The sequence below is a fragment of the Pseudomonas sp. C 49-2 genome, from assembly GCF_003970195.1.
Taxonomy (GTDB): Bacteria; Pseudomonadota; Gammaproteobacteria; order Pseudomonadales; family Pseudomonadaceae; genus Aquipseudomonas; species Aquipseudomonas canadensis.
In genome coordinates, this window is record NZ_RXYG01000009.1 from 178,354 (window position 1) to 203,334 (window position 24,981).

The following is a 24,981-nucleotide window of genomic DNA, read 5'->3' on the forward strand; positions in this document are numbered from 1 at the left end:
TTCGCAAGTTCGCAAAGTTCATATCAGACCGCTACCACTACAATGGCGCCGATCACCAGCACGGCACCGGCCGCCATGGAAGCTGCATACCAACGCAATTGGCCGGTCTCGCTGCGGCTCAGGGCGGTGTGGCCGGCCTTGGCGGCACGCGGGATCAAACCGATGGTCTGGTCGAGCGGGTCTTTACGCAGAATGTGGCTGATGGCCAGGTAAGGCTTGACGAACAGTTTGTCGTAGATCCAGTCGAAGCCCCAGGCAGCGAACCACCAGGCTGACAGGAAACGGCCAATGCCACTGTTGGCCACGGCGGTCACGAAGCGACGCTTGCCGAGGAACAGCAGCGCGGCCAACAGGATACCGGCAATGGCGATGGCGCCCGAGGCGATTTCCAGGCTGTGCTGGGCTTCGCCGCCGGCATGGCCGACGCTTTGCGGCAGTACACCGTGCAGCGGCGGGGTGATCATGGCGCCGACGAAGGTCGAAAGGATGATCAGTACCGACAATGGCAACCAGTGCGAAATGCCGTGGCCTGCGTGTGCTTCGGTCTTGGCTTCACCGTGGAAGGTGATGAAGATCAGGCGGAAGGTGTACAGCGAGGTCATGAACGCACCCACCAGGCCTGCGTACAGCAGGTTCTGGTTACCGCTGGCAAAGGCTTCCCAGAGGATTTCGTCCTTCGAGTAGAAGCCGGCGGTCACCAACGGCAGGGCGGCGAGGGCGGCACCACCGACGATGAAGCTGGCGTAGGCCAGTGGCAGTTTCTTCCACAGGCCGCCCATCTTGAAGATGTTCTGCTCGTGGTGGCAGGCAACGATCACCGCACCGGAAGCCAGGAACAGCAGGGCCTTGAAGAAGGCGTGGGTCATCAGGTGGAAGATCGCCGCGTCCCAGGCGCCAACGCCCAGGGCCAGGAACATGTAGCCGATCTGGCTCATGGTCGAGTAGGCGAGGATGCGCTTGATGTCGGTCTGCACCAGCGCGGCGAAGCCGGCCAGTACCAGGGTCACGCCGCCAACGATGCCCACCAGATGCAGGATATCCGGCGCCAGGGTGAACAAGCCGTGGGTACGGGCGATCAGATAGACACCGGCGGTTACCATGGTTGCCGCGTGGATCAGTGCGGAAACAGGGGTAGGACCGGCCATCGCATCTGCCAGCCAGGTTTGCAGCGGCAGTTGCGCGGATTTACCCACGGCGCCGCCCAGCAGCATCAGGGTCGCCAGGGTGATCCAGAAGTCGCCAACCTGGAATTTCTGCGGTGCCAGCACCAGCAGTTCCTGGATATTCAGTGTGCCCACCTGTTGGAACAGGATGAACAGGCCGATGGCCATGAACACGTCACCGATCCGGGTGACGATAAAGGCCTTGAGTGCCGCGTTACCGTTGTTGCGGTTGCTGTAGTAGAAACCGATCAACAGGTACGAGCACAGGCCCACGCCTTCCCAGCCGAAGTACAGGAACAACAGGTTATCGCCGAGCACCAGGAACAGCATGCTGGCGATAAACAGGTTGGTGTACGAGAAGAAGCGCGAGTATCCGGCTTCACCGCGCATGTACCAGGACGCGAACAGGTGGATCAGGAAGCCCACACCCACCACCACGCCGAGCATGGTGATCGACAGGCCGTCGACGTAGAGGGCGAAGTTGGGCTTGAAGCCCTCCACCGACATCCACTGCCACAGCACCAGGGTGTAGTGACCGCCTTCTGGCGGCGCCACGTTGAATTGCCAGATGACGTAGGCGGCAACGATCGCCGACAGGCCAATGGAGCCCACGCCTATCAAGGCCGAGAGGTTTTCCGACCAGCGCCCGCGAGAGAACGACAGCAGCAGGAAACCGATCAGGGGAAATACGAAAGTCAGAAAGATCATGTTCATCCGCGCATCTCACTGGCAGCGTCGATATCAAGCGTGTGGAAGCGACGATACAGTTGCAGCAGGATCGCCAGGCCGATACTGGCCTCGGCGGCTGCCAGGCTGATCACCAGGATGAACATGACTTGTCCATCCGGCTGGCCCCAACGTGCACCTGCAACGATGAACGCCAGTGCCGCGGCGTTCATCATGATTTCCAGGCTCATCAACACGAACAGAATGTTACGGCGAACCATCAGGCCGACCAGGCCAAGGCAGAACAGGATGCCGGCGACCGCCAGACCATGCTCCAAAGGGATAGCAGGCATCGTCATTGCTCCTTGGCTTCGTTGCGGCCCAAGTGGAAGGCGGTGATGGCTGCGGCGAGCAGCAGCATCGAAGCCAGTTCGACCACCAGCAGGTACGGGCCGAACAGGCTGATGCCCACGGCCTTCGCGTCTACGGTGGTGTGGCCGATGGCCTGGCCGCTCTGGTGAGCGAACAGCACATACAGCAGTTCACCCAGCAGCAGGGCTGCGAGGATAACCGGGCCGAGCCAGATGCCGGGCTTGAGCCAGACGCGTTCCTGGGCGACCGAGGCCGGCCCCAGGTTTAGCATCATCACCACAAACACGAACAGCACCATGATGGCGCCGGCGTAGGCGATCACTTCCAGCACACCGGCGAACGGTGCGCCGAGTGCGAAGAAGGTCATGGCCACGGCGATCAACGAAATGATCAGGTAGAGCAGGGCGTGCACAGGATTGGTGTTGGTGATCACGCGAAGCGTGGACACCACTGCAATACCGGACGCGAAATAGAAAGCGAATTCCATCTTTCTTCCTTAAGGCAGCAAGCTCTTCACGTTGATCGGCTCGGCTTCGTTTTGTGCGGCGCCTTTCGGCTTACCGGCAACGGCCATACCTGCAACACGATAGAAGTTGTAATCAGGGTTTTTACCGGGACCAGAGATCAGCAGATCTTCTTTCTCGTACACCAGGTCCTGACGTTTGAACTCGGCCATCTCGAAATCCGGTGTGAGCTGGATCGCGGTGGTCGGGCAAGCTTCCTCGCAGAGGCCGCAGAAAATGCAGCGCGAGAAGTTGATGCGGAAGAAGTCCGGGTACCAGCGACCGTCTTCGGTTTCAGCTTTCTGCAGGGAGATGCAACCCACCGGGCACGCCACGGCGCACAGGTTGCAGGCTACGCAACGCTCTTCGCCATCGGGGTCGCGGGTCAGCACGATACGGCCGCGATAGCGCGGCGGCAGGTACACCGCTTCTTCCGGGTATTGCAGGGTGTCGCGTTTGCGGAAGCCGTGACCGAACACCATCACCAGGCTTCGCAACTGGGTACCGGTACCCTTAACGATGTCGCCAATATATTTGAACATGGGTCAAATCCTCACTGAACCGCGCCGGCTGGCGTGTTCAACAACACAACGGCAGCCGTCACCAGCAAATTGATCAGGGTCAGTGGCAGGCAGAAGCGCCAGCTGAAATCCATCACCTGGTCGTATCGTGGACGCGGAATGGAAGCGCGCAGCAGGATAAACAACATGATGAAGAACGCGGTCTTCAGGAAGAACCAGAAGAACGCCAACTGCGGCAGGATGCCGAACGGACCGTGCCAGCCGCCGAAGAACAGCGTGACCAGCAGGGCCGAGATCAAGATGATGCCGATGTACTCACCGACGAAGAACATGCCCCATTTCATGCCGGCGTATTCGATGTGGTAGCCGTCGGCCAGTTCTTGTTCCGCTTCCGGCTGGTCGAACGGGTGACGGTGAGTCACGGCGACGCCAGCGATGAAGAAAGTACAGAAGCCGAAGAACTGCGGAATGATGAACCACAGGTTCTGCGCCTGATACTCGACGATATCGCGCATGTTGAACGAGCCAACCTGCACCACGATGCCCATCAGCGCGAGGCCCATGAACACTTCGTAGGACACGGTCTGGGCCGAAGCCCGCAAGCTGCCCAGCAGGGCGAACTTGTTGTTGCTCGACCAACCGGCGAACAGCACCGCATAGACCGACAAACCGGCCATGGCGAAGAAGAACAGCAAGCCGATGTTCAGGTCCGCCACGCCCCAGGTCGGGGTGATCGGGATGATCGCGAAGGCGATCAGCAAGGCGCTCATGGCCACGACCGGTGCCAGGGTGAAGATCACCTTGTCGGCAAACGGCGGAGTCCAGTCTTCCTTGAAGAACATTTTCAGCATGTCGGCCGCGATCTGGAACATACCGAACGGGCCAACGCGGTTCGGACCGTAACGGTCCTGCCACCAGCCCAGCAGGCGACGTTCGACGAAGCTGAGCAGGGCGCCCGCGACGACCACGGCCAACAGGATCACGATGGCCTTGACCACCGAGATGATCACGTCGATCACTTCAGGAGTGAACCAAGTCATTGCGCTGCCTCCTGCAGACCGTCAACGGTTTTGCCGAAGATCGCCGCTGGAATGCCGGCGATGCCTTTAGGCAGTGCAACCAGGCCAGCGCCCAGCTCTTCATTGATGCGCAGCGGCAGACGCAGGGTCTGACCAGCCACGTTCAGGCTGAGCAGGGCGCCGTCGTTGACGCCCAGGCGGTCGGCTTCGGACTTGGCCAGGGAAACGTAGGCGGCTGGGATGCGTTCTTGAACCGGCGCGGCTTTCGAAGAGTTCTCTTCGCTGCCGAACAGGTGGAAGAACGGCACAACCTGCCAAGTACCCTGGGCCGGGTTGAACGGACGCGGTACGGCAGAGAACCAGTTCAGCGAATCACCGGTGCTTTCGATCAGGCGCGTGCCCGGGTCGCCAGCACGGATGTGACCACCGACTTCGTCCTGGAACTTGTTCCAGGCCTGCGGCGAGTTCCAGCCCGGCGACCAGGCGAACGGCACCTGTTGGCGCGGTTCGGCGGAGCCTGAGTAACCTTCCATGGAGAAGGCGAACGCGGTGTCCGGGTCTTGCGGAGTACGTGGCTCGTGCACGCTGATGTTGGCGCGCATGGCCGTACGGCCGGAGTAACGCAGTGGTTCACGGGCAAGCTTCATGCCCTTGATGCGGAACGCGGCGGACGGTGCAGCGTCGACGATACGGGCCAGTTGCGGCGCGCTGGCGGCGGCAGCTGCGGTTACGTGGTCGAGCTGGGTCCAGTCGATCGGCTGGTTCAGCAGGGTTGCGCGCAGGGCATGCAGCCAGCGCCAGCCTTCGTGAACCAGGATGCTGGCGTCCATGTACTTCGGATCGAACACTTGGAAGAAGCGCTGGGCGCGGCCTTCCTGGCTGACCAGGGTACCGTCGCCCTCGGCGAAGGTGGCGGCTGGCAGGACCAGGTCGGCGCGCTCGCTGGTAGCGGTCTTCTGGTGGTCGGCAACGATCAGCACTTTGGCGGCGTTGAGCGCGGCGTCAACCTTGGCGGCATCGGTGCGGGTGTACAGGTCGTTTTCCAGCACCACGATGGCGTCGGCATTGCCGTCGATCACCGCTTGCAGGGCTGCGTCCAGGGACTCGCCACCGAGCATGGCCAGGCCAAGGCTGTTGGCTTCCGGCACGACCAGGCTGATGGAACCGTTCTTGTCGCGCAGCTTCAAGGCCTTGGCGATGTTGGCAGCCGCTTCGATCAGCGCCTTGGAACCCAACGAGGTGCCGGCAATGATCAATGGGCGCTTGGCGGCCAGCAGTGCATCGGCGATACGCTGGGCCAATTCAACGGCTTCAGCGTCCAGGCCTTCGACGGCAGGCGCGCTGGCGTCGAGGGCGTGGGCCACGGCGAAACCGATGCGGGCCAGGTCGTCCGGTGCTGCGTGCACACATTCTTCGGCGATGTCGTCGAGCTTGGTTTCAGCCAGGCTGGCGATAAACAGCGGGTTCAGCGCGTGCTGGCCGATGTTTTTCACGGCGGCGTCGAGCCAAGGCTGTACGCGCATGGCGTCGGCCATGTCTTCAGCCTTGCCTTTGACCGACTGGCGCAGTGACAGGGCGATGCGCGCGGCGGTCTGGGTCAGGTCTTCACCGAGCACGAAGATGGCGTCGTGGTCTTCGATGTCGCGCATGTTCGGCACCGGCAGCGGGCTGTCGTTCAGCACTTGCAGGACCAGGCGGATACGCTCCAGCTCAGCGGCTTCGATGCCGGAGTAGAAGTGCTCAGCGCCAACCAGTTCGCGCAACGCATAGTTGCTTTCGAGGCTGGCGCGCGGCGAACCGATACCGACGATGTTACGGCCGCGCAGCAGGTCGGCGGCTTTATCCAAGGCGTCGTCCAGGCTCAGCTTGCCACCATTGGCCAGCAGTGGCTGGCGTGGGCGGTCTTCGCGGTTGACGTAGCCGTAGCCGAAACGGCCACGGTCGCACAGGAAGTACTGGTTGACCGAACCGTTGAAGCGGTTTTCGATCCGACGCAGTTCACCGTAGCGCTCGCCCGGGGAGATGTTGCAACCGCTGGAGCAGCCATGGCAGATGCTCGGGGCGAATTGCATGTCCCACTTACGGTTGTAGCGCTCGGAGTGAGTCTTGTCGGTGAATACACCGGTCGGGCAGACCTCGGTGAGGTTGCCGGAGAACTCGCTTTCGAGCACGCCGTCTTCAACGCGACCGAAGTACACGTTGTCGTGGGCGCCGAACACGCCGAGGTCGGTGCCGCCAGCGTAGTCTTTATAGAAGCGCACGCAGCGGTAGCAGGCGATGCAGCGGTTCATTTCGTGGGAGATGAACGGGCCGAGGTCCTGGTTCTGGTGGGTACGCTTGGTGAAGCGATAACGGCGCTCGTTGTGGCCGGTCATCACCGTCATGTCTTGCAGGTGGCAGTGACCGCCTTCCTCACAGACTGGGCAGTCGTGGGGGTGGTTGGTCATCAGCCATTCGACAACGCTGGCGCGGAACGCCTTGGATTCATCATCGTCGATGGAGATCCAGGTGTTGTCGGTGGCTGGGGTCATGCACGACATGACGATACGACCACGGGTGTCGTTCTCGTCGGTGTATTGCTTGACCGCGCACTGGCGACAGGCACCGACGCTACCAAGCGCGGGATGCCAGCAGAAATACGGGATGTCGAGGCCTAGTGAGAGACATGCCTGTAACAGGTTGTCTGCCCCATCGACTTCGAGCGCTTTGCCGTCTACGTGGATAGTGGCCATGGTTCAAAGTTCTTCGTTGGCCCGTTGTCAGCGGGCGTGGCTAATGGAATCTTGTTATTCATGGGCATCAACACAGCCTTTACGGCGTCAGCCCATGAGAAAGCGAAGGGCACGGACCCTTCGCCTTTTAAAGCGTTACGCGCCGACTACGATCGGCTTTGCCAGAGGCGGGACGGCGGCGCTGGTAGGCGCGATGCCGGCTTCGAACTCCGAGCGGAAGTATTTGATGGCACTGCCCAATGGCTCCACGGCGCCCGGTGCGTGAGCACAGAAGGTCTTGCCTGGGCCGAGGAAACCGACCAGGCCCAGCAGGGTTTCGATATCACCCTCGCGGCCTTCGCCATTTTCCAGGGCCATCAGCAGTTTCACGCTCCACGGCAGACCGTCGCGGCATGGGGTGCAGAAACCGCACGATTCACGGGCAAAGAACTGCTCCATGTTGCGCAGCAACGAGACCATGTTCACGGTGTTGTCGACCGCCATCGCCAGGCCGGTACCCATCCGGGTGCCCACCTTGCCGATGCCGCCGGCATACATCTGTGCGTCGAGGTGCTCGGGGAGCAGGAAGCCGGTACCGGCGCCACCTGGCTGCCAGGCTTTCAAGGTGTAGCCGTCGCGCATGCCGCCGGCGTAGTCCTCGAACAGCTCGCGGGCGGTCACGCCGAATGGCAGTTCCCACAGGCCAGGGTTCTTGACCTTGCCGGAGAAGCCCATGAGCTTGGTGCCCATGTCTTCGCTGCCTTCGCGGGCCAACGATTTATACCAGTCCACGCCGTCGGCAATGATCGCCGGCACGTTGCACAGGGTTTCGACGTTGTTCACGCAAGTCGGCTTGCCCCACACGCCGACAGCGGCGGGGAAGGGCGGCTTGGAGCGCGGGTTGGCGCGGCGGCCTTCGAGGGAGTTGATCAGTGCGGTTTCTTCACCGCAGATGTAACGCCCGGCGCCGGTGTGCACGAACAGTTCGAAGTCGAAACCCGAACCGAGGATGTTCTTGCCCAGCAGGCCCGCGGCCTTGGCTTCTTCCACAGCACGGTTGAGGTGCTTGGCGGCGGTGGTGTACTCGCCACGCAGGAAGATGTAGCCGCGGTAGGTTTTCAGCGCGCGGGCGCTGATCAGCATGCCTTCGATCAGCAGATGGGGCAGTTGCTCCATCAGCATGCGGTCTTTCCAGGTGTTCGGCTCCATTTCATCCGCGTTGCACAGCAGGTAGCGGATGTTGATGGATTCGTCCTTGGGCATCAGGCCCCACTTCACACCCGTGGGGAAGCCTGCACCGCCGCGGCCTTTGAGGCCGGCGTCTTTCACGGTCTGGACGATATCGTCCTGGGCCATGTCGGCGAAGGCTTTACGCGCGGCGGCGTAACCGTTCTTGGCCTGGTACTCGTCGAGCCACACGGGCTCGGCATCGTCACGCAGGCGCCAGGTCAGGGGATGGGTCTCGGGCGAACGCTTGATCAGGTTGGCCGGGCCGAAAGATGTAAGGGTCATGGGTAGCCCTCGAGCAATTGGGTCACGCCAGTTGCCTGCACGTCACCGAATGTGTCGTCGTCGATCATCAACGCCGGCGCCTTGTCGCAGTTGCCCAGGCAGCACACTGGCAGCAGCGTGAAGCGGCCGTCAGGGGTGGTCTGGCCGAGGCCGATGCCCAATTTGGTCTGGATCGCGTCAACCACCGATTCGTGGCCGCCGATATAGCAGACCATGCTGTCGCACACGCGAATGATGTGGCGGCCCACTGGCTGACGGAAGATCTGGCTGTAGAACGTGGCCACGCCTTCAACGTCGCTGGCGGGGATGCCGAGGATCTCGCCGATGGCGTAGAGGGCGCCGTCCGGCACCCAGCCACGTTCCTTCTGAACGATCTTCAAGGCTTCGATCGACGCCGCGCGCGGGTCTTCGTAGTGATGCAGCTCGTGCTCGATGGCCGAGCGCTCGGTTTCACTCAGGGTGAAACGGTCTGTCTGGATAAGCGTGCTGTTCATGCTTAGCGGTCCACGTCGGCCATAACGAAATCGATACTACCCAGGTACGCAATCAAGTCCGCGACCATCTCGCCTTTGATCACCGAAGGGATCTGCTGCAAGTGGGCAAAGCTTGGGGTACGGATCCGGGTGCGGTAGCTCATGGTGCCGCCATCGCTCGTCAGGTAATAACTGTTGATACCCTTGGTCGCTTCAATCATCTGGAAGGATTCGTTGGCCGGCATGACCGGGCCCCACGAAACTTGCAGGAAGTGCGTGATCAGGGTTTCGATGTGCTGCAGCGTGCGTTCTTTCGGCGGCGGCGTGGTCAGCGGGTGATCCGCCTTGTACGGGCCTGCTGGCATGTTGCGCATGCATTGCTCGATGATCTTCAGGCTCTGGCGCATTTCTTCGACGCGCACGATGCAACGGTCGTAGGCATCGCCATTGGCGGCCAGCGGGACTTCGAATTCGAAGTTTTCGTAGCCCGAGTACGGACGCGCTTTACGCAGGTCGAAATCGCAACCTGTTGAGCGCAGACCGGCACCGGTGACGCCCCATTCCAACGCCTCTTTGGTGTTGTAGGCAGCGACGCCAATGGTACGGCCTTTGAGGATGCTGTTATCCAGCGCGGCCTTTTGGTATTCGTCGAGACGCTTGGGCATCCAGTCGATGAATTCCTTGACCAGGCGCTCCCAGCCATTCGGCAAGTCGTGGGCAACACCGCCGATACGGTACCAGGCCGGGTGCAGGCGGAAACCGGTGATGGCTTCGATGACCTTGTAGGCGCGCTGACGGTCGGTGAAGGTGAAGAACACCGGGGTCATGGCGCCGACGTCCTGGATATACGTACCCAGGAACAGCAGGTGGCTGGTGATCCGGAAGAACTCGGCCATCATGATGCGGATGGTGTCGACGCGGTCGGGCACCTTGATGCCGGCCAGCTTCTCGACCGAGAGCACGTACGGCAGGTTGTTCATCACGCCGCCGAGGTAGTCGATACGGTCGGTGTACGGGATGAAGCTGTGCCAGGACTGACGCTCGGCCATCTTCTCGGCACCACGGTGGTGGTAGCCGATGTCCGGGACACAGTCGACGATTTCTTCGCCGTCCAGTTGCAGGATGATACGGAAGGCACCGTGAGCCGAAGGGTGGTTCGGGCCCAGGTTGAGGAACATGTAGTCCTCGTTGGTGCCAGAGCGTTTCATGCCCCAGTCTTCCGGACGGAAACGCGCCGCTTCCTCTTCAAGCTGTTGCTTGGCGAGGTTGAGGCTGAACGGATCGAATTCGGTGGCGCGGGCAGGGAAGTCCTTGCGCAGCGGGTGACCTTCCCAGGTCGGCGGCATCATGATGCGCGTCAGGTGCGGGTGGCCCGGGAAGTCGATACCGAACATGTCCCAGACTTCACGCTCGTACCAGCTGGCGTTCGGCCAGATACCGGTGACGGTCGGGACGCTCAAGTCGCTTTCGGACAGCGCGACCTTGATCATCACGTCGCTGTTACGTTCCAGCGACATCAAGTGGTAGAACACGGTGAAATCGGCGCCGCTCGGCAGGCCCTGGCGCTTGGTGCGCAGACGCTCGTCCACGCCATGCAGGTCATAGAGCATGACGTACGGCTTGGGCAGGTTGCGCAGGAAGGTCAGGACCTCGACGAGCTTGGCGCGCGCCACCCACAGCACCGGCATACCGGTGCGTGTGGCCTGGGCGGTGAAGGCGTCAGGGCCAAAACGGTTATTGAGTTCGACGACCACATCCTGGTCGTCTGCCTTATAAGGCGGGATGTACAGAGCGCTGCCTGTAGTCATGGTTTTTTTATCGCTTTCGGTCAACGTAAAGAATGAAGCCAGGTGTTCGTTCTATAAAAGAAGCGGTCTGGATCAGACTTCGTCAGGGCTGCGCAGATTGGTGACTGCGATTCGCTGTTCGCGGCGCTCTTCCTTTTGCGAAGGCATTTCGGCGCGGTACACGCCTTGATCGCCTACGACCCAGGAAAGCGGGCGACGCTCCTTGCCAATCGATTCCTGCAGCAGCATCAAGCCTTGCAGGAATGCTTCAGGGCGGGGCGGGCAGCCAGGCACGTAGACGTCCACGGGCAGGAACTTGTCCACCCCTTGAACGACGGAGTAGATGTCGTACATGCCACCGGAGTTGGCGCACGAACCCATGGAGATAACCCACTTCGGCTCGAGCATTTGCTCGTAGAGACGCTGGATGATCGGCGCCATCTTGATAAAGCAGGTGCCGGCGATAACCATGAAATCCGCCTGGCGCGGTGACGCCCGGATAACTTCGGCGCCAAAGCGTGCGATGTCGTGGGGCGCCGTGAAGGCGGTGGTCATTTCCACGTAGCAGCACGAAAGGCCGAAGTTGTACGGCCACAGGGAGTTCTTACGTCCCCAGTTGACCGCGCCACTCAGCACGTCTTCGAGCTTGCCCATGTAGATGTTTTTGTGGACTTGATCTTCTAACGGATCGGAAACGGTTTCCCGTTCGCCGATAGGGTACTGATCGTTAGGAGCATCCGGGTCGATCCTGGTGAGATTGTATTGCATCGCCAAAGCCTCATTGTTTCAGCTTCGCTTGCCGCTTACGACGAGCTTCCGGAGCCCAGTCAAGGGCGCCCACTCGGAATAGGTAGACAAGGCCTGCCAACAGAATTGCTATGAAAACGAGAGCTTCGACGAATCCGGTCCAGCCGCTTTCGCGGACGGACACAGACCAGGCAAAGAGAAAGAGGGCTTCGATATCGAAGATCACGAAGAGCATCGCGACCAGATAGAATTTGGCTGAGAGCCGCAAGCGGGCGCCACCTGTAGGCAGCATGCCGGATTCGAACGGTTCATTTTTGCTGCGGCCCCAGGCTTTTGACCCGAGGAGGCTGGAGACACCAAGCATGAAGGCGCAGAGGCCGACAACACCGAGGAGGAAAATGGCAAAGCCCCAGTTGTGGGCCATGAGTCCTGTCGCTTCGGTCATGCTGGAAATCCTTAACAGAGAGCAAAGGTCTCTGAGCTCGAAAAAGTAACGATGCAGTGACGATATGTCGCACTGCAATCAATCGCGGTGATTTTATGGCTAAACACCGGGCAAGTAAAATTCCTATAGCGAAATTATTCGATGGAATAAGGACATAGTGCACCTTCGTGGGGCTGTAGCCCTTGCGTGGCGGGCATTAGCGGGCATTTAATCAAATGTGTTTTGTTTAGCCTGTAACGAAGTTTTCATGCGCCAAATGATAATGAATATTGTTTGCGCGGGGTTTAAGCGAATGTTTCTCGTGTGGCGAGGGAAGTTGCCGTTACTTGCTAGAGTGTCGCTTAGTTGCTGGCGGAGATCTTTTAACCGATCTGATCGGTGGAAATACCGCTCTGGATCAATGTTTTGCACAAAATCTTCAACTCGGCGCGTTCCCTGTGGGAGCCGGGCTTGCCCGCGATGGCGGTGCATCAGATATGAATGTGGTGTCTGCCCCGGCGCTATCGCAGGCAAGCCAGCTCCCAGATTTTGATCGGTGTTGTGTCAGTCGAATGTTTATCAGCGCAAAAAAAAACGCCCCGAACAGGTCGGGGCGTGATTGTTGTGCGGCACTGCGGTTAGGTCTTCCTTGGTGCCGCAGTGGCCGTGTACGCGGTGCTTAGTGGAACTGCTCTTCTTCGGTCGAACCGGTCAGCGCGGTCACGGACGAGGTGCCGCCCTGGATCACGGTGGTCATGTCGTCGAAGTAGCCGGTGCCCACTTCCTGCTGGTGCGCCACGAAGGTGTAACCCTTCGATGCGTCAGCGAACTCCTGCTCTTGCAGCTTCACGTAGGCGGTCATGTCGTTGCGGGCGTAGTCGTGCGCCAGGTTGAACATGCTGTGCCACATATTGTGGATGCCGGCCAGGGTGATGAACTGGTGCTTGTAGCCCATCGCGGACAGTTCGCGCTGGAACTTAGCGATGGTCGCGTCGTCCAGGTTTTTCTTCCAGTTGAAAGAAGGCGAGCAGTTGTAGGACAGCAGTTGGTCCGGGTATTCCTTCTTGATCGCTTCGGCGAAACGACGGGCTTCGTCCAGGTCCGGCTTGGCGGTTTCGCACCAGATCAGGTCGGCGTACGGCGCGTAGGCCAGGCCACGGGCAATCGCCTGGTCCAGGCCGGCACGTACCTTGTAGAAACCTTCCTGGGTGCGCTCGCCGGTCACGAACGGTTGGTCGTACGGGTCGCAGTCCGAAGTCAGCAGGTCAGCAGCGTTGGCGTCGGTACGCGCCAGGATGATGGTAGGAGTACCGGCAACGTCAGCAGCCAAGCGGGCAGCGGTCAGCTTCTGTACGGCTTCCTGGGTCGGAACCAGTACCTTGCCGCCCATGTGGCCACATTTCTTCACGGATGCCAGTTGGTCTTCGAAGTGCACGCCGGCAGCGCCAGCCTCGATCATGCTCTTCATCAGCTCGTAGGCGTTCAGTACGCCGCCGAAACCGGCTTCAGCGTCAGCCACGATAGGCGCGAAGTAGTCGATATAACCTTCATCACCCGGGCCTTTACCGGCTTTCCACTGGATCTGGTCGGCACGACGGAACGAGTTGTTGATGCGCTTGACCACGGTTGGAACCGAATCCACCGGGTACAGCGATTGGTCGGGGTACATGGATTCAGCGGAGTTGTTGTCCGCTGCCACTTGCCAGCCGGACAGGTAGATCGCCTGGATACCGGCTTTCACCTGTTGCACTGCCTGGCCGCCAGTGAGGGCGCCCATGCAGTTAACGAAATCTTTGTCGGGACGGAAGGAAGGCTTGGCACCTTGGGTCACCAGGTTCCACAGCTTCTCGGCGCCGAGTTTTGCAAAGGTGTGCTCAGGTTGAACCGAGCCACGCAGGCGGACGACGTCAGCAGCGGAATAAGCGCGGGTCACGCCTTTCCAGCGTGGGTTTTCAGCCCAGTCTTTTTCGAGGGCTGCAATTTGCTGTTCGCGTGTCAGTGCCATGGAAGTAAACCTCGTCGCGTCTTCTTGTGGTGGAAAAAATCCATTTGCCAGCCCTGCATTCAAATGCGTGGGCAGGGCTGCTCGCTGACCAGAAGCTTAGGCGGTCATGTCGGGTCTGGCGGGGAATGCGACGGGATGAACGAGTGGCGAGAGGGGCGTTAGGTAAAGGCGGGCCGCGAACAGTCTGAGGGCGTCGTGGGCCCTTGGGTGTTCAACAGCGTGTAGCCGGGTTACCTGGTTAGCTTCCGTCCCTCGGGACAACTTCGTTCCAGTCGCAACCTCGTCAAACACGCCTTGTGGGCGGTACAGACACGAATCGGCTCAGGTGGGTAGCTTAGAGCGGCGATCCGAAGGCCCTTGCCAGGGCCCCTGATTAGCGGGAGCGAGGCCATCATGCCCATGCTTTTTTGGATCGTCAAATGTTTTGTAGTGCTTTTTTTCAAGCACTACATCTTTAGTCTAATACGACTCATCAGTCAGTTTTTGGTGCTTCAGTTCAGGGTGTCGACCTTCACCCGTACAGTCAGGTCGTCACGGCCCTGAGTAGAGTAGCTGCGGGTTGTAGAGGATTTGTCGGCCTGGGTCTCGCGATTGATGCCGGCCAGGGTGATCCATTCGCCCAAGCGCCCGCTGACCGTTGTGTCGGTACTTTGCACATTCACTACATCCGGACGTTCCTGGCTCATGCGGTCACGGTTGGTACTGATCGCCAGGTGCACGGTTTCGCCAGTGACGCTGGCAGTCACGTAGAACCCCTGGGTGACGTTGCGATACTGGGTCTGGTTTTGCAGGCGGCCGTAGCTGTCTTGCTGGGTGGTGGTCAGCGGTACGCTCTGGCCGACCTGGATCAGCGCGGGCACGCCTTCGCTGGCCTGGATCTGCTGGATGCCACCGTCACGACTGGCGGTGCCGTAGCTGATGATGCGCGTCTGGCTGTCGCCGCTGTTCTGCTGATTGTTTTCGTTGGTGTCGACGGTGATCAGCAGGCGCTTGGCGGGTGTGTCGAGTTGAGAGAGCAGGGCGCGCAGATTCTGGATCTTGGCCGGGTCAGCGTTAACAATCAGTTGGTTGCCGTAAGCGCTGACGGTGCCGTCCTTGCCGATGAAGTTCTGCGCCACGGGCAACAGGTCGGCACTGGTGCGGTTGCTCAGGTTGACGACTTCGGTGTCAGCCATGGCTGAAACGCTGGCGGTCAGGAGGAGGGCGGTGAGCAGGGTGCGTAGGGACATGTCCGTTATCTCTGCGAGTCATTTAGGCTGGATAGTGCCAGTTTGTCGGCCTGGCGGGTGGCAAGTTTAGTGAGGATTGAGCCTGCTGTGCCGGGTAGAGCTGTTGTGGTGAGCGGGCTTGCCCCGCGCTGGGCTGCGCAGCAGCCCCCATAAAAAACGCCGCGTTCTTTCAGAAAGAACGCGGCGTCTAATTTTTTAGGGCTGCTACGCAGCCCAGCGCGGGGCAAGCCCGCTCACCACAGGGGAGTCATCCCTCGCGCACCATGTCTACATGCGGAATCCCGACTTCAAGGAATTCGCCACTGACGATCTTGAAGCCCAGTCGCTCATAGAACCGCGCCGCATACACCTGCGCACTCAGGAACTGCTTGGCCTGGCCGCGCTGCTCGGCCACGCCGATCACCGCTTCCATCAGCTTGTCGCCGACCTTCAAGCCGCGCCAGTCCTTGAGTACCGAAACGCGTCCGATCTCGCCACTGGGCAGCAGGCGCGCGGTACCAATCGGAAAATCGCCTTCGAATGCAAGGAAATGCACTGCGCCGGCGTCATCCGCGTCCCACTCCAGCTCCGGTGGAACCGATTGTTCAGCGATAAACACCGCTTCACGAATGCGCCGAATCTCGGCGATATCCTTTTGCCAGTCCGCGACACTTACGTGAATTTTATTCATCGGCAAATCCCAGGCTTCCTTGCTTGACCAGTTCGCACAGCAGATCGCGACCGTCTTCGTCCGCCAGCCACGGGCCGAGGTTTTCGGCGTGCAGGGCGTCGGCGGCGCAGATCAGCTTGAGCAGTTCACGCAGCTTACCCGGCAGGTAGCGGCTCTGGCCGCTGGCGAACAACAGCACGTCGTCGTCGACTTCCGACCAGGCCATGCGCGCGCTCGGGTTGCGCACCAGGATCGCGCCGTCTTGCAGGGCGCTGATGAAGTCTTCTTCGCCCAGTTCCTCACCGGCCACCAGTTCAGGATAGCGTGGTTCGGTCATGAACTGGCCGAACCAGGTCAGCAGCATGCGCTCGTCGCTCATGTGCTCGGCCAGCAGGCTCTTGAGGCGGTCCAGCGCATCGCCCTGGATCTGGTGCGGGTCGCTGACCGGCTGGGCGTCGGCGTCGGTGTAGCGTTCTTCGTCAGTCAGGTACTGGCTGAGGAAGTCGGTGAAGTGGGTCAGCACTTCAGCGGCGCTTGGAGCGCGGAAACCGACGGAGTAGGTCATGCAGTCATCTTCGGCAATGCCGAAGTGCGCCAGGCGTGGCGGCAGGTAGAGCATATCGCCCGGTTCCAGGACCCACTCAGCGCTCTCTTCGAATTCGGCGAGGATGCGCAGATCGGCGTGCTGCAGCAGCGGGCTTTCCGAGTTGCACATCTGGCCGATCTTCCAGTTGCGCTTGCCCTGGGCTTGCAGCAGGAACACATCGTAGTTGTCGAAGTGTGGACCCACGCTGCCGCCGGGCGCGGCGAAGCTGATCATTACGTCGTCGATGCGCCAGCTTGGCAGGAAGCGGAACTGCTCCAGCAATTCGGCCACTTCCGGCACGAACTGATCGACGGCCTGCACCAGCAGGGTCCACTCGCGCTCAGGCAGGGTGCTGAAGGCATCTTCAGCAAACGGGCCGCGGCGCAGTTCCCACGGACGCTCGCCGTGTTCGATCACCAGGCGCGATTCGACTTCTTCTTCCAGGGCCAGGCCGGCCAGTTCGTCGGCGTCTATCGGGCTTTCGAAATCAGGGATGGCCTGACGGATCAGCAGCGGTTTTTTCTGCCAGTAGTCGCGCAGGAATTCCCGTGCCGTGATGCCGCCCAGAAGTTCAAGAGAGATATCAGGATTCATGTGTAACCTATTGAAAGAAAGCACTTTTCAGACTGGAATAAAAACGCCCGGCGCGGCCGGGCGTCTCAAAGGGTCAAGCAACGATCAGATGCGCTTGGCTTGCTCTGCAGCGTTGCCGATGTAGTTGGCCGGGGTGAGCAGTTTCAGCTCGGCCTTGGCCGCGGCTGGCATGTCCAGGCCGTCGATGAAAGTCTGCAGTGCTTCAGGGCTGATGCCCTTGCCGCGCGTCAATTCTTTCAGCTTCTCGTACGGGTTTTCGATGTTGTAGCGACGCATCACGGTCTGGATCGGCTCGGCCAAGACTTCCCAGCACGCGTCCAGGTCAGCGGCGATCTTCTGCTCGTTGAGCTCCAGCTTGCTGATGCCTTTGAGGCTGGCTTCGTACGCGATCACGCTGTGAGCGAAGCCCACGCCGAGGTTGCGCAGTACGGTGGAGTCGGTCAGGTCGCGCTGCCAGCGGGAGATCGGCAACTTGCTGGCCAGGTGCTGGAACAGTGCGTTGGCGATGCCGAGGTTGCCTTCGGAGTTTTCGAAGTCGATCGGGTTGACCTTGTGCGGCATGGTCGACGAGCCGATTTCACCGGCAATGGTGCGCTGCTTGAAGTAGCCCAGGGAGATGTAGCCCCAGATATCGCGATCGAAATCGATCAGGATGGTGTTGAAGCGCGCAATCGCGTCGAACAGCTCGGCAATGTAGTCGTGGGGTTCGATCTGCGTGGTGTACGGGTTGAAGCCCAGGCCTAGCTCGTCTTCGATGAAGGCGCGGGCATTGGCTTCCCAGTCGATCTCAGGGTAGGCCGAGATGTGGGCGTTGTAGTTGCCCACGGCGCCGTTGATCTTGCCCAGCAGCGGCACGGCGGCGACTTGGGCGATCTGACGCTCCAGACGGTACACCACGTTGGCCAGTTCTTTGCCCAGGGTAGTCGGCGAAGCCGGCTGGCCGTGGGTGCGCGACAGCATCGGCACGTCGGCGAAGCGGATAGCCAGTTCGCGGATGGCGTTGGCGGTCTGGCGCATCAGCGGCAGCATCACGTCATCACGGCCTTCGCGCAGCATCAGGGCGTGGGACAGGTTGTTGATGTCCTCGCTGGTGCAGGCAAAGTGGATGAATTCGCTGACCTGGGCCAGTTCCGGCAGCTTGGCCGCTTGCTCTTTGAGCAGGTATTCGATGGCTTTGACGTCGTGGTTGGTGGTGCGCTCGATCTCTTTCACACGCTCGGCGTGCTCCAGGGAGAAGTTTTCCGCCAGGGTGTTGAGCACAGCGTTGGCTTGCGCGGAGAACGCCGGCACTTCGCTGATGGCGGGGTGAGCGGCCAGGCGCTGGAGCCAGCGCACTTCAACCAGAACACGAGCACGGATCAGGCCGTATTCGCTGAAAATAGGGCGCAGGGCCTGGGTTTTGCCGGCGTAGCGGCCGTCTACAGGGGAAACCGCAGTGAGCGAAGAGAGCTGCATGGGGTGTTCTCGGACAGTCGGGCAACGAAATGGGGCGCGTATCATACATGAAAAAATCCGCCGGTCCGTTGCCAACTGACCGGCGTATTACGCGTAACGGCTTGAAAAAGGCCTGCTGGTGCGACTTATTCGTTGCGCATCAACGGGTAAAGCTCTTTGAGCAATTTGCGGCGGCTGATCACCAACTGCCAACGATGACCGCCCAACTGGCGCCACAACCGTGCCGAACGAATGCCGGCCAGGAGCAGGGCGCGGATTTTCGAGGCATTGTTCGGTTGCTGCAGGTTGCGCATGTCGCCGTGGACCTGGATGCGTTGGCGCAAGGTGCTCAAGGTGTCCTGGTACAGCGCACCACAGGCCGCGATCACGTTTTCGTGGGCCGGGCCGAAGTGTTCCACTTGGGATTGAATCTGTGGCAAACGCTTGCCGATGACCTCGAGCAAGTCGTCGCGCTTGGCCAGTTGACGCTCAAGACCGAGCATCGACAGGGCGTAGCGCAACGGCTCGCGCTGCAGGGTGCTGGGGTCGCGTTCCAGTGCGCCGATCAGCGCGCGGTAGCCTTCACGCAGCGCGAGGTCGTCGCCCCCGTAGACCTCCAGGGTGTCCTTGGGGTCGCGGATCAGCAGGCTGCCGAGCATGCAGGTCAGGCCGGCCTCGGTGACTTGGCCGGTCTTGGCGATCTTGTCTACCAGTACAGCGGCGAGAAAGACCCCGCCCAGCGCCGTCAATTGCTCCTGGGTCGGGCTCATGCCGATTTGCTCCAGGCTTCGGCCACTTCAATCACGCCGCCGCCCAGGCAGATTTCGCCGTCGTAGAACACCACGGACTGGCCAGGCGTTACCGCGCGTTGCGGGTCATCAAAGGTGGCGCGGTAGCCGGTGGCGGTTTTTTCCAGGGTGCAGGGCTGGTCGCCCTGGCGATAGCGCACTTTGGCGGTCAGGGGGCGCGGTGTGCTCAGGTCGATCGGGTTGACCCAATAGATTTCCGAAGCCAGCAGGGCGCCGGAGAACAGCAGCGGATGCTCGTTGCCTTGGCCGACGATCAGCACGTTGTTTTCCAGGTCCTTGACCAGCACGTACCACGGTTCTTCACCCGCATCTTTCAAGCCGCCGATGCCCAGGCCCTGGCGTTGGCCGATGGTGTGGTACATCAAGCCATGGTGACGGCCGATGACTTCACCTTCGGTGGTATGGATTTCGCCCGGTTGCGCCGGCAGGTACTGCTTGAGGAAGTCGCTGAAGCGGCGCTCGCCGATAAAGCAGATCCCGGTGGAATCCTTCTTCTTGGCGGTGGCCAGGCCGTGTTTCTCGGCGATCTTGCGCACTTCGGGCTTTTCCAGCTCGCCCACCGGGAACAGGGTCTTGGCGATCTGTTCACCGCCGACGGCGTGCAGGAAGTAGCTCTGGTCCTTGTTCGGGTCCAGGCCCTTGAGCAACTCGGTGCGGCCATCGATATCGCGACGGCGCACGTAGTGGCCAGTGGCGATCAGGTCGGCGCCGAGCATCATGGCGTAGTCGAGGAACGCCTTGAACTTGATTTCACGGTTGCACAGGATGTCTGGGTTCGGCGTGCGGCCTGCCTTGTATTCGGCCAGGAAGTGCTCGAACACATTGTCCCAGTACTCAGCGGCGAAGTTGGCGGTGTGCAGCTTGATACCGATCTTGTCGCACACGGCCTGGGCGTCCGCCAGGTCGTCCATGGCGGTGCAGTATTCCGTTCCATCGTCTTCTTCCCAGTTCTTCATGAACAGGCCTTCCACCTCATAACCCTGCTCCATGAGCAGAACGGCGGAAACGGAAGAATCCACGCCGCCGGACATGCCGACGATGACGCGCTTCTTTTGTGTGTCAGAAGGGGCTGGATCACGCATAGGGTTTCAACGGGTGTCTTGAAAAAGGACGCGATTCTATCAGGCTCAGGCCTTCAAGGCTAAAGAGAAGGGCGGATCAATTCGAGACTGTGGCGCTGGCCGGCCAGATAATCATCGATACAGCGGATGATCAGCTCGCTGCGCCAGTCGTCGCGCAGGTCAATCAGTTCGTCGCGGGTCAGCCAGCGGGCACGCAGGATGCCTTCGTCGAGTTGATAGTCTGGGTGGTGTTTCAGGGCTTTGGCGATGAAGCACACACGCTGGTAGGTCACGCCATTGCTGGGGGCGGTGTACAGGTAAATGCCGACGATGCCGGTGGCTTCGACGTCCCAGCCGGTTTCTTCGAGGGCTTCTCGCACGGCGGCTTCGGTGAGGGTTTCGTGCGGGTCGAGGTGGCCGGCGGGCTGGTTGAGTACGGCGCGGCCGCCCTTGAGTTCCTCGACCATCAGGAAGCGGCCGTTGTCTTCGACGATGGTGGCGACGGTGATGTGGGGTTGCCAGGTCATAAGCGGCCTCAAGGTTGGAGTGGCTGGCGCAACCCAATCAACTGTGGGAGCTGGCTTGCCTGCGATAGCAGTCTGTCAGTTAATGCAGCTGTAGCTGACCCACCGCCATCGCAGGCAGGCCAGCTCCCACATTTTGATTCGGTTTCTTCAGTGAAAGAGTAGAAACAGAAACCCCGGCGCAGGGCCGGGGCTTCTTTGCAGCCTTACAACCTTACTTCAACTTGGCAATTGCCGCATTGAGGGTGTTGCTTGGGCGCATGGCTTTGCTGGTCAGTTCCGGGTTCGGCGCGTAGTAGCCGCCGATGTCGACTGGCTTGCCCTGCACGGCGTTGAGCTCGGCAACGATGGTTGCTTCGTTCGCGGTCAGGGTCTTGGCCAGTTCGCCAAACTGCGCTTGCAGTGCAGTGTCTTCGGTCTGGGCGGCCAGGGCTTGAGCCCAGTACAGCGCCAGGTAGAAGTGGCTGCCGCGGTTGTCGATGTTGCCGACTTTGCGCGATGGCGACTTGTTGTTGTCGAGGAACTGGCCAGTGGCCTGGTCCAGGGTCTTGGACAGTACCAGGGCTTTCGGGTTGTTGTACGTCACACCCAAATGCTCAAGGGATGCGGCCAGGGCCAGGAACTCGCCCAGGGAATCCCAGCGCAGGAAGTTCTCTTCCACCAGTTGCTGCACGTGCTTCGGTGCCGAACCGCCGGCGCCGGTTTCGAACAGGCCACCGCCGTTCATCAGCGGCACGATCGACAGCATCTTGGCGCTGGTGCCCAGTTCCATGATCGGGAACAGGTCGGTCAGGTAGTCGCGCAGTACGTTGCCGGTCACCGAGATGGTGTCCAGGCCCTTGCGGGTGCGCTCCAGGGTGAACTTCATCGCGTCGACCGGCGACATGATGCGGATGTCCAGGCCTTCGGTGTTGTGGTCTTTCAGGTAAGCCTGAACCTTCTCGACCACGACGCCGTCGTGTGCACGCTTAGGGTCCAGCCAGAAAATGGCCGGGGTGTTGCTGGCGCGGGCGCGGTTGACGGCCAGTTTGACCCAGTCCTGGATCGGCGCGTCTTTGGTCTGGCACATACGGAAGATGTCGCCGGCTTCGACTTTCTGTTCCATCAGCAGGCTGCCCTTGCTGTCGGTGACGCGGACTACGCCGTCAGCCTTGATCTGGAAGGTCTTGTCGTGGGAGCCGTACTCTTCGGCTTTCTTCGCCATCAGGCCAACGTTTGGCACGCTGCCCATAGTGGTTGGGTCGAAGGCGCCATTGGCCTTGCAGTCTTCGATGACCGCTTGGTAGATGGTGGCGTAGCAGCGATCCGGGATCACAGCCTTGGTGTCGTGCAGTTGACCGTCGGTGCCCCACATCTTGCCGGAGTCACGGATCATGGCCGGCATCGAGGCGTCGACGATCACGTCGCTTGGCACGTGCAGGTTGGTAATGCCTTTGTCGGAGTTGACCATCGCCAGGGAAGGGCGAGCCGCGTATACGGCCTGGATGTCAGCTTCGATCTGCGCTTGCTGCTCGGCCGGCAGGGCCTTGATGCGAGCGTACAGGTCGCCGATGCCGTTGTTCAGGTTGAAGCCGATCTGCTCCAGCACGGTGGCGTGCTTGGTCAGGGCGTCTTTGTAGAACTCGGCAACGATCTGGCCAAACATAATCGGGTCGGAGACCTTCATCATGGTGGCTTTCAGGTGAACCGACAGCAGTACGCCTTGTTTCTTGGCGTCTTCGATTTCAGCGGCGATGAACGCGCGCAGGGCTTTCTTGCTCAGTACGGCGGTGTCGATGATTTCGCCGGCCTGTACCGAAGTCTTTTCCTTCAGGACAGTGGCGGTGCCGTCTAGGGCGATCAGCTCGATTTTGACAGCGTCAGCGGCTTCGATCTGCACGGCTTTTTCGCTGCCGTAGAAATCGCCACTGTTCATGTGGGCAATGTGCGACTTGGAGTCGGTAGCCCAAGCGCCCATCTTGTGCGGGTGCTTGCGTGCATAGTTCTTGACCGACAGCGGTGCGCGGCGGTCGGAGTTGCCTTCGCGCAGTACCGGGTTCACGGCGCTGCCCTTGACCTTGTCGTAACGTGCACGGGTTTCTTTTTCCGCGTCGGTGGTTACGGTTTCCGGGTAGTCCGGCAGGGCGTAGCCCTGGGCCTGCAGTTCCTTGATCGCGGCTTGCAGCTGCGGGGTCGAGGCGCTGATGTTAGGCAGCTTGATGATGTTGGCTTCAGGCGTAACGGCCAGGTCGCCCAGTTCGGCGAGGTGGTCCGGGATAGCCTTGGCGCCCAGTTGCTCGGGGAAGCTTGCGAGGATGCGCGCGGCGAGGGAGATGTCGCGGGTTTCCACGGCAATATCAGCGGAAGCGGTGAAGGCCTCTACGATAGGCAGCAGTGAATAGGTGGCGAGGGCCGGGGCTTCGTCGGTGAAGGTGTAGATGATCTTCGAGCGGGTGGGCATATTCGGATTAACTCTCTTCTTTGCTGAAAGCGTGCGCAGAAACTCGAGATGCGCCGGGTGGAGCGCGTTCGTTCAAAGTCATCCATGAGCGAAATGTCGAGGTTTCTTCGCGGTGATGTTGGGTTGCATCAGTCGAGCGTCAAGCGGGTGGACTATTGTTTAGTCCGGCTTTTCTGGCGGAGGGCACTGTTATAGAGCGGTCGGCCGTCGTGACTCTTTGGTCAGCGGCGGCATTATACATAGGTCGCTATGCTTACGCCGAGCCTTCATACAAAAGGTGTGTCGTCCATTGGTCTAAAGGTCGCAGGGCCCAGGTTGCGACCAAAGTCGCACGATGTGCTCGAGATTGGCGATTTTGCCTTTGCTTTCAGGCTTGTAGGCGACAAATTATGCTGTTTTCGATGCAAATGAGCGTGGCGTGAGGTTTCAGTCGCCATTTATCTGGAGTAGGCTCGAACGCAGCCAGATGTTCAATCCATAGATGGAGTTCAGCATGGGATACAAGAAGATTCAGGTTCCGGCAGTCGGCGACAAAATCACCGTCAATGCAGACCATTCTCTCAATGTTCCTGACCAACCGATCATCCCTTACATCGAAGGTGACGGTATCGGCGTCGACATCAGCCCGGTGATGATCAAGGTAGTCGATGCAGCTGTTGAAAAGGCCTACGGCGGCAAGCGCAAGATCTCCTGGATGGAGGTATATGCCGGCGAGAAAGCGACTCAAGTCTACGACCAGGACACCTGGCTGCCCCAGGAAACCCTGGACGCGGTCAAGGATTACGTGGTTTCCATCAAGGGGCCGCTGACCACCCCTGTCGGCGGCGGCATCCGTTCATTGAACGTGGCCCTGCGTCAGCAACTCGACCTTTATGTATGCCTGCGCCCGGTGCGCTGGTTCGAAGGCGTGCCCAGTCCGGTCAAAAAGCCTGGCGATGTGGACATGACTATCTTCCGTGAAAACTCCGAAGACATTTATGCCGGGATCGAGTGGAAGGCCGGTTCGCCTGAAGCGATCAAGGTAATCAAGTTCCTTAAAGAGGAAATGGGCGTCACCAAGATTCGTTTCGACCAGGATTGCGGAATTGGCGTGAAGCCGGTCTCCAAGGAAGGGACCAAGCGCCTGGCGCGTAAAGCCCTGCAATATGTAGTGGATAACGACCGCGACTCACTGACCATCGTGCACAAAGGCAACATCATGAAGTTCACCGAAGGTGCCTTCAAGGAGTGGGCCTACGAAGTGGCGGCCGAAGAATTTGGCGCCACACTGCTCGACGGCGGCCCGTGGATGCAGTTCAAGAACCCGAAGACCGGCAAGAATGTGGTGGTCAAGGACGCCATTGCCGACGCCATGCTCCAGCAGATCCTGTTGCGTCCGGCTGAGTATGATGTGATCGCGACGCTTAACCTGAATGGTGATTACCTGTCCGACGCGTTGGCGGCGGAGGTGGGCGGTATCGGTATTGCGCCGGGCGCGAACCTGTCGGACACCGTAGCGATGTTCGAAGCGACCCACGGTACTGCACCTAAATATGCGGGCAAGGATCAGGTGAATCCGGGGTCGTTGATTCTGTCAGCCGAAATGATGCTGCGGCATATGGGCTGGACCGAGGCGGCGGATTTGATCATCAAGGGCACCAATGGTGCGATTTCTGCCAAGACTGTAACGTACGACTTCGAGCGCTTGATGGATGGCGCGAAGCTGGTGTCGTCGTCGGGTTTTGGTGATGCGTTGATTTCGCATATGTAGGA

21 protein-coding genes are annotated in these 24,981 nt (G+C 60.3%); 1 reads left to right on the forward strand and 20 read right to left on the reverse strand.

The features are described 5' to 3' along the window. Window positions 1-23: 23 nt before the first annotated feature. The 20 genes from nuoL to EJ576_RS19205 all read right to left on the reverse strand — a co-directional run bounded on the left by nuoL (window position 24) and on the right by EJ576_RS19205 (window position 23,229). Window positions 24-1,877, reverse strand: coding sequence for an NADH-quinone oxidoreductase subunit L (nuoL, locus tag EJ576_RS19110; RefSeq protein WP_021492765.1), 1,854 nt, complete (start codon window positions 1,875-1,877; stop codon window positions 24-26). After that, window positions 1,874-2,182 (reverse strand): NADH-quinone oxidoreductase subunit NuoK, encoded by a 309-nt coding sequence (gene nuoK / locus EJ576_RS19115; RefSeq protein WP_003174727.1) that lies wholly within the window; start codon window positions 2,180-2,182, stop codon window positions 1,874-1,876. Before nuoK ends, nuoL begins: the two co-directional genes overlap by 4 nt. A gap of 2 nt (window positions 2,183-2,184) precedes the next feature. Further along, complete coding sequence (gene nuoJ, locus EJ576_RS19120; protein WP_016974946.1) at window positions 2,185-2,688, reverse strand: NADH-quinone oxidoreductase subunit J; 504 nt, start codon at window positions 2,686-2,688, stop codon at window positions 2,185-2,187. Window positions 2,689-2,697: 9 nt separating this feature from the next. After that, window positions 2,698-3,246 carry an NADH-quinone oxidoreductase subunit NuoI gene (nuoI, locus tag EJ576_RS19125; RefSeq protein WP_003174725.1) on the reverse strand — a complete coding sequence of 183 codons (549 nt, stop codon included), beginning with the start codon at window positions 3,244-3,246 and terminating at the stop codon, window positions 2,698-2,700. Window positions 3,247-3,257: 11 nt separating this feature from the next. Beyond that, complete coding sequence (gene nuoH / locus EJ576_RS19130) at window positions 3,258-4,265, reverse strand: NADH-quinone oxidoreductase subunit NuoH (protein ID WP_017137518.1); 1,008 nt, start codon at window positions 4,263-4,265, stop codon at window positions 3,258-3,260. Beyond that, window positions 4,262-6,976, reverse strand: coding sequence for an NADH-quinone oxidoreductase subunit NuoG (gene nuoG, locus EJ576_RS19135; protein WP_126570874.1), 2,715 nt, complete (start codon window positions 6,974-6,976; stop codon window positions 4,262-4,264). Before nuoG ends, nuoH begins: the two co-directional genes overlap by 4 nt. Window positions 6,977-7,111: 135 nt before the next feature. After that, window positions 7,112-8,467, reverse strand: coding sequence for an NADH-quinone oxidoreductase subunit NuoF (gene nuoF, locus EJ576_RS19140; RefSeq protein WP_016975547.1), 1,356 nt, complete (start codon window positions 8,465-8,467; stop codon window positions 7,112-7,114). Then, entirely contained in the window at window positions 8,464-8,961 is a 498-nt protein-coding gene (gene nuoE, locus EJ576_RS19145) for an NADH-quinone oxidoreductase subunit NuoE (RefSeq protein WP_016975546.1), read from the reverse strand. Before nuoE ends, nuoF begins: the two co-directional genes overlap by 4 nt. A 2-nt stretch (window positions 8,962-8,963) precedes the next feature. Next, entirely contained in the window at window positions 8,964-10,748 is a 1,785-nt protein-coding gene (gene nuoC, locus EJ576_RS19150) for an NADH-quinone oxidoreductase subunit C/D (RefSeq protein WP_126570875.1), read from the reverse strand. A gap of 72 nt (window positions 10,749-10,820) precedes the next feature. Further along, complete coding sequence (locus EJ576_RS19155; RefSeq protein WP_016975544.1) at window positions 10,821-11,495, reverse strand: NADH-quinone oxidoreductase subunit B family protein; 675 nt, start codon at window positions 11,493-11,495, stop codon at window positions 10,821-10,823. A gap of 10 nt (window positions 11,496-11,505) precedes the next feature. Continuing rightward, complete coding sequence (locus tag EJ576_RS19160) at window positions 11,506-11,919, reverse strand: NADH-quinone oxidoreductase subunit A (protein ID WP_003219575.1); 414 nt, start codon at window positions 11,917-11,919, stop codon at window positions 11,506-11,508. A 658-nt stretch (window positions 11,920-12,577) separates the two neighbouring features. Beyond that, window positions 12,578-13,903: an isocitrate lyase gene (gene aceA / locus EJ576_RS19165; RefSeq protein ID WP_010458877.1), complete on the reverse strand. Its 1,326-nt coding sequence runs from the start codon at window positions 13,901-13,903 to the stop codon at window positions 12,578-12,580. A 491-nt stretch (window positions 13,904-14,394) separates the two neighbouring features. Beyond that, entirely contained in the window at window positions 14,395-15,132 is a 738-nt protein-coding gene (locus EJ576_RS19170) for a secretin N-terminal domain-containing protein (protein WP_123475884.1), read from the reverse strand. Between the two features lie 247 nt (window positions 15,133-15,379). Then, window positions 15,380-15,802 (reverse strand): GNAT family N-acetyltransferase, encoded by a 423-nt coding sequence (locus EJ576_RS19175; RefSeq protein WP_126570876.1) that lies wholly within the window; start codon window positions 15,800-15,802, stop codon window positions 15,380-15,382. After that, window positions 15,795-16,961: a cupin domain-containing protein gene (locus EJ576_RS19180; RefSeq protein WP_126570877.1), complete on the reverse strand. Its 1,167-nt coding sequence runs from the start codon at window positions 16,959-16,961 to the stop codon at window positions 15,795-15,797. Before EJ576_RS19180 ends, EJ576_RS19175 begins: the two co-directional genes overlap by 8 nt. Window positions 16,962-17,045: 84 nt before the next feature. Beyond that, window positions 17,046-18,416, reverse strand: a complete 1,371-nt coding sequence (gene purB / locus EJ576_RS19185) for an adenylosuccinate lyase (protein WP_126570878.1) — start codon at window positions 18,414-18,416, stop codon at window positions 17,046-17,048. A 125-nt stretch (window positions 18,417-18,541) separates the two neighbouring features. Then, window positions 18,542-19,165 (reverse strand): high frequency lysogenization protein HflD, encoded by a 624-nt coding sequence (gene hflD, locus EJ576_RS19190; RefSeq protein ID WP_123475888.1) that lies wholly within the window; start codon window positions 19,163-19,165, stop codon window positions 18,542-18,544. Continuing rightward, window positions 19,162-20,286 (reverse strand): tRNA 2-thiouridine(34) synthase MnmA, encoded by a 1,125-nt coding sequence (gene mnmA / locus EJ576_RS19195; protein WP_126570879.1) that lies wholly within the window; start codon window positions 20,284-20,286, stop codon window positions 19,162-19,164. Before mnmA ends, hflD begins: the two co-directional genes overlap by 4 nt. Window positions 20,287-20,345: 59 nt before the next feature. Next, window positions 20,346-20,792 (reverse strand): NUDIX hydrolase, encoded by a 447-nt coding sequence (locus EJ576_RS19200; RefSeq protein WP_126570880.1) that lies wholly within the window; start codon window positions 20,790-20,792, stop codon window positions 20,346-20,348. A gap of 211 nt (window positions 20,793-21,003) precedes the next feature. Continuing rightward, window positions 21,004-23,229 (reverse strand): NADP-dependent isocitrate dehydrogenase, encoded by a 2,226-nt coding sequence (locus tag EJ576_RS19205; RefSeq protein ID WP_126570881.1) that lies wholly within the window; start codon window positions 23,227-23,229, stop codon window positions 21,004-21,006. Between the two features lie 493 nt (window positions 23,230-23,722). Between EJ576_RS19205 and icd the strand changes: the two genes are divergently transcribed. Continuing rightward, window positions 23,723-24,979, forward strand: coding sequence for an NADP-dependent isocitrate dehydrogenase (icd, locus tag EJ576_RS19210; RefSeq protein ID WP_122729012.1), 1,257 nt, complete (start codon window positions 23,723-23,725; stop codon window positions 24,977-24,979). Window positions 24,980-24,981: the final 2 nt, after the last annotated feature.

Excerpts from the sequence above, each read along its gene's own strand:
- EJ576_RS19175 (WP_126570876.1), bottom strand. The coding sequence starts at position 15,802 with ATGAATAAAATTCACGTAAGTGTCGCGGACTGGCAAAAGGATATCGCC.
- nuoG (WP_126570874.1), bottom strand. The coding sequence starts at position 6,976 with ATGGCCACTATCCACGTAGACGGCAAAGCGCTCGAAGTCGATGGGGCA.
- nuoH (WP_017137518.1), bottom strand. The coding sequence starts at position 4,265 with ATGACTTGGTTCACTCCTGAAGTGATCGACGTGATCATCTCGGTGGTC.
- nuoC (WP_126570875.1), bottom strand. The coding sequence starts at position 10,748 with ATGACTACAGGCAGCGCTCTGTACATCCCGCCTTATAAGGCAGACGAC.
- EJ576_RS19155 (WP_016975544.1), bottom strand. The coding sequence starts at position 11,495 with ATGCAATACAATCTCACCAGGATCGACCCGGATGCTCCTAACGATCAG.
- mnmA (WP_126570879.1), bottom strand. The coding sequence starts at position 20,286 with ATGCGTGATCCAGCCCCTTCTGACACACAAAAGAAGCGCGTCATCGTC.
- nuoJ (WP_016974946.1), bottom strand. The coding sequence starts at position 2,688 with ATGGAATTCGCTTTCTATTTCGCGTCCGGTATTGCAGTGGTGTCCACG.
- hflD (WP_123475888.1), bottom strand. The coding sequence starts at position 19,165 with ATGAGCCCGACCCAGGAGCAATTGACGGCGCTGGGCGGGGTCTTTCTC.
- EJ576_RS19160 (WP_003219575.1), bottom strand. The coding sequence starts at position 11,919 with ATGACCGAAGCGACAGGACTCATGGCCCACAACTGGGGCTTTGCCATT.
- EJ576_RS19180 (WP_126570877.1), bottom strand. The coding sequence starts at position 16,961 with ATGAATCCTGATATCTCTCTTGAACTTCTGGGCGGCATCACGGCACGG.
- EJ576_RS19170 (WP_123475884.1), bottom strand. The coding sequence starts at position 15,132 with ATGTCCCTACGCACCCTGCTCACCGCCCTCCTCCTGACCGCCAGCGTT.
- EJ576_RS19200 (WP_126570880.1), bottom strand. The coding sequence starts at position 20,792 with ATGACCTGGCAACCCCACATCACCGTCGCCACCATCGTCGAAGACAAC.
- aceA (WP_010458877.1), bottom strand. The coding sequence starts at position 13,903 with ATGGCACTGACACGCGAACAGCAAATTGCAGCCCTCGAAAAAGACTGG.
- icd (WP_122729012.1), top strand. The coding sequence starts at position 23,723 with ATGGGATACAAGAAGATTCAGGTTCCGGCAGTCGGCGACAAAATCACC.
- purB (WP_126570878.1), bottom strand. The coding sequence starts at position 18,416 with ATGCAGCTCTCTTCGCTCACTGCGGTTTCCCCTGTAGACGGCCGCTAC.
- EJ576_RS19205 (WP_126570881.1), bottom strand. The coding sequence starts at position 23,229 with ATGCCCACCCGCTCGAAGATCATCTACACCTTCACCGACGAAGCCCCG.
- nuoI (WP_003174725.1), bottom strand. The coding sequence starts at position 3,246 with ATGTTCAAATATATTGGCGACATCGTTAAGGGTACCGGTACCCAGTTG.
- nuoK (WP_003174727.1), bottom strand. The coding sequence starts at position 2,182 with ATGCCTGCTATCCCTTTGGAGCATGGTCTGGCGGTCGCCGGCATCCTG.
- nuoE (WP_016975546.1), bottom strand. The coding sequence starts at position 8,961 with ATGAACAGCACGCTTATCCAGACAGACCGTTTCACCCTGAGTGAAACC.
- nuoF (WP_016975547.1), bottom strand. The coding sequence starts at position 8,467 with ATGACCCTTACATCTTTCGGCCCGGCCAACCTGATCAAGCGTTCGCCC.
- nuoL (WP_021492765.1), bottom strand. The coding sequence starts at position 1,877 with ATGAACATGATCTTTCTGACTTTCGTATTTCCCCTGATCGGTTTCCTG.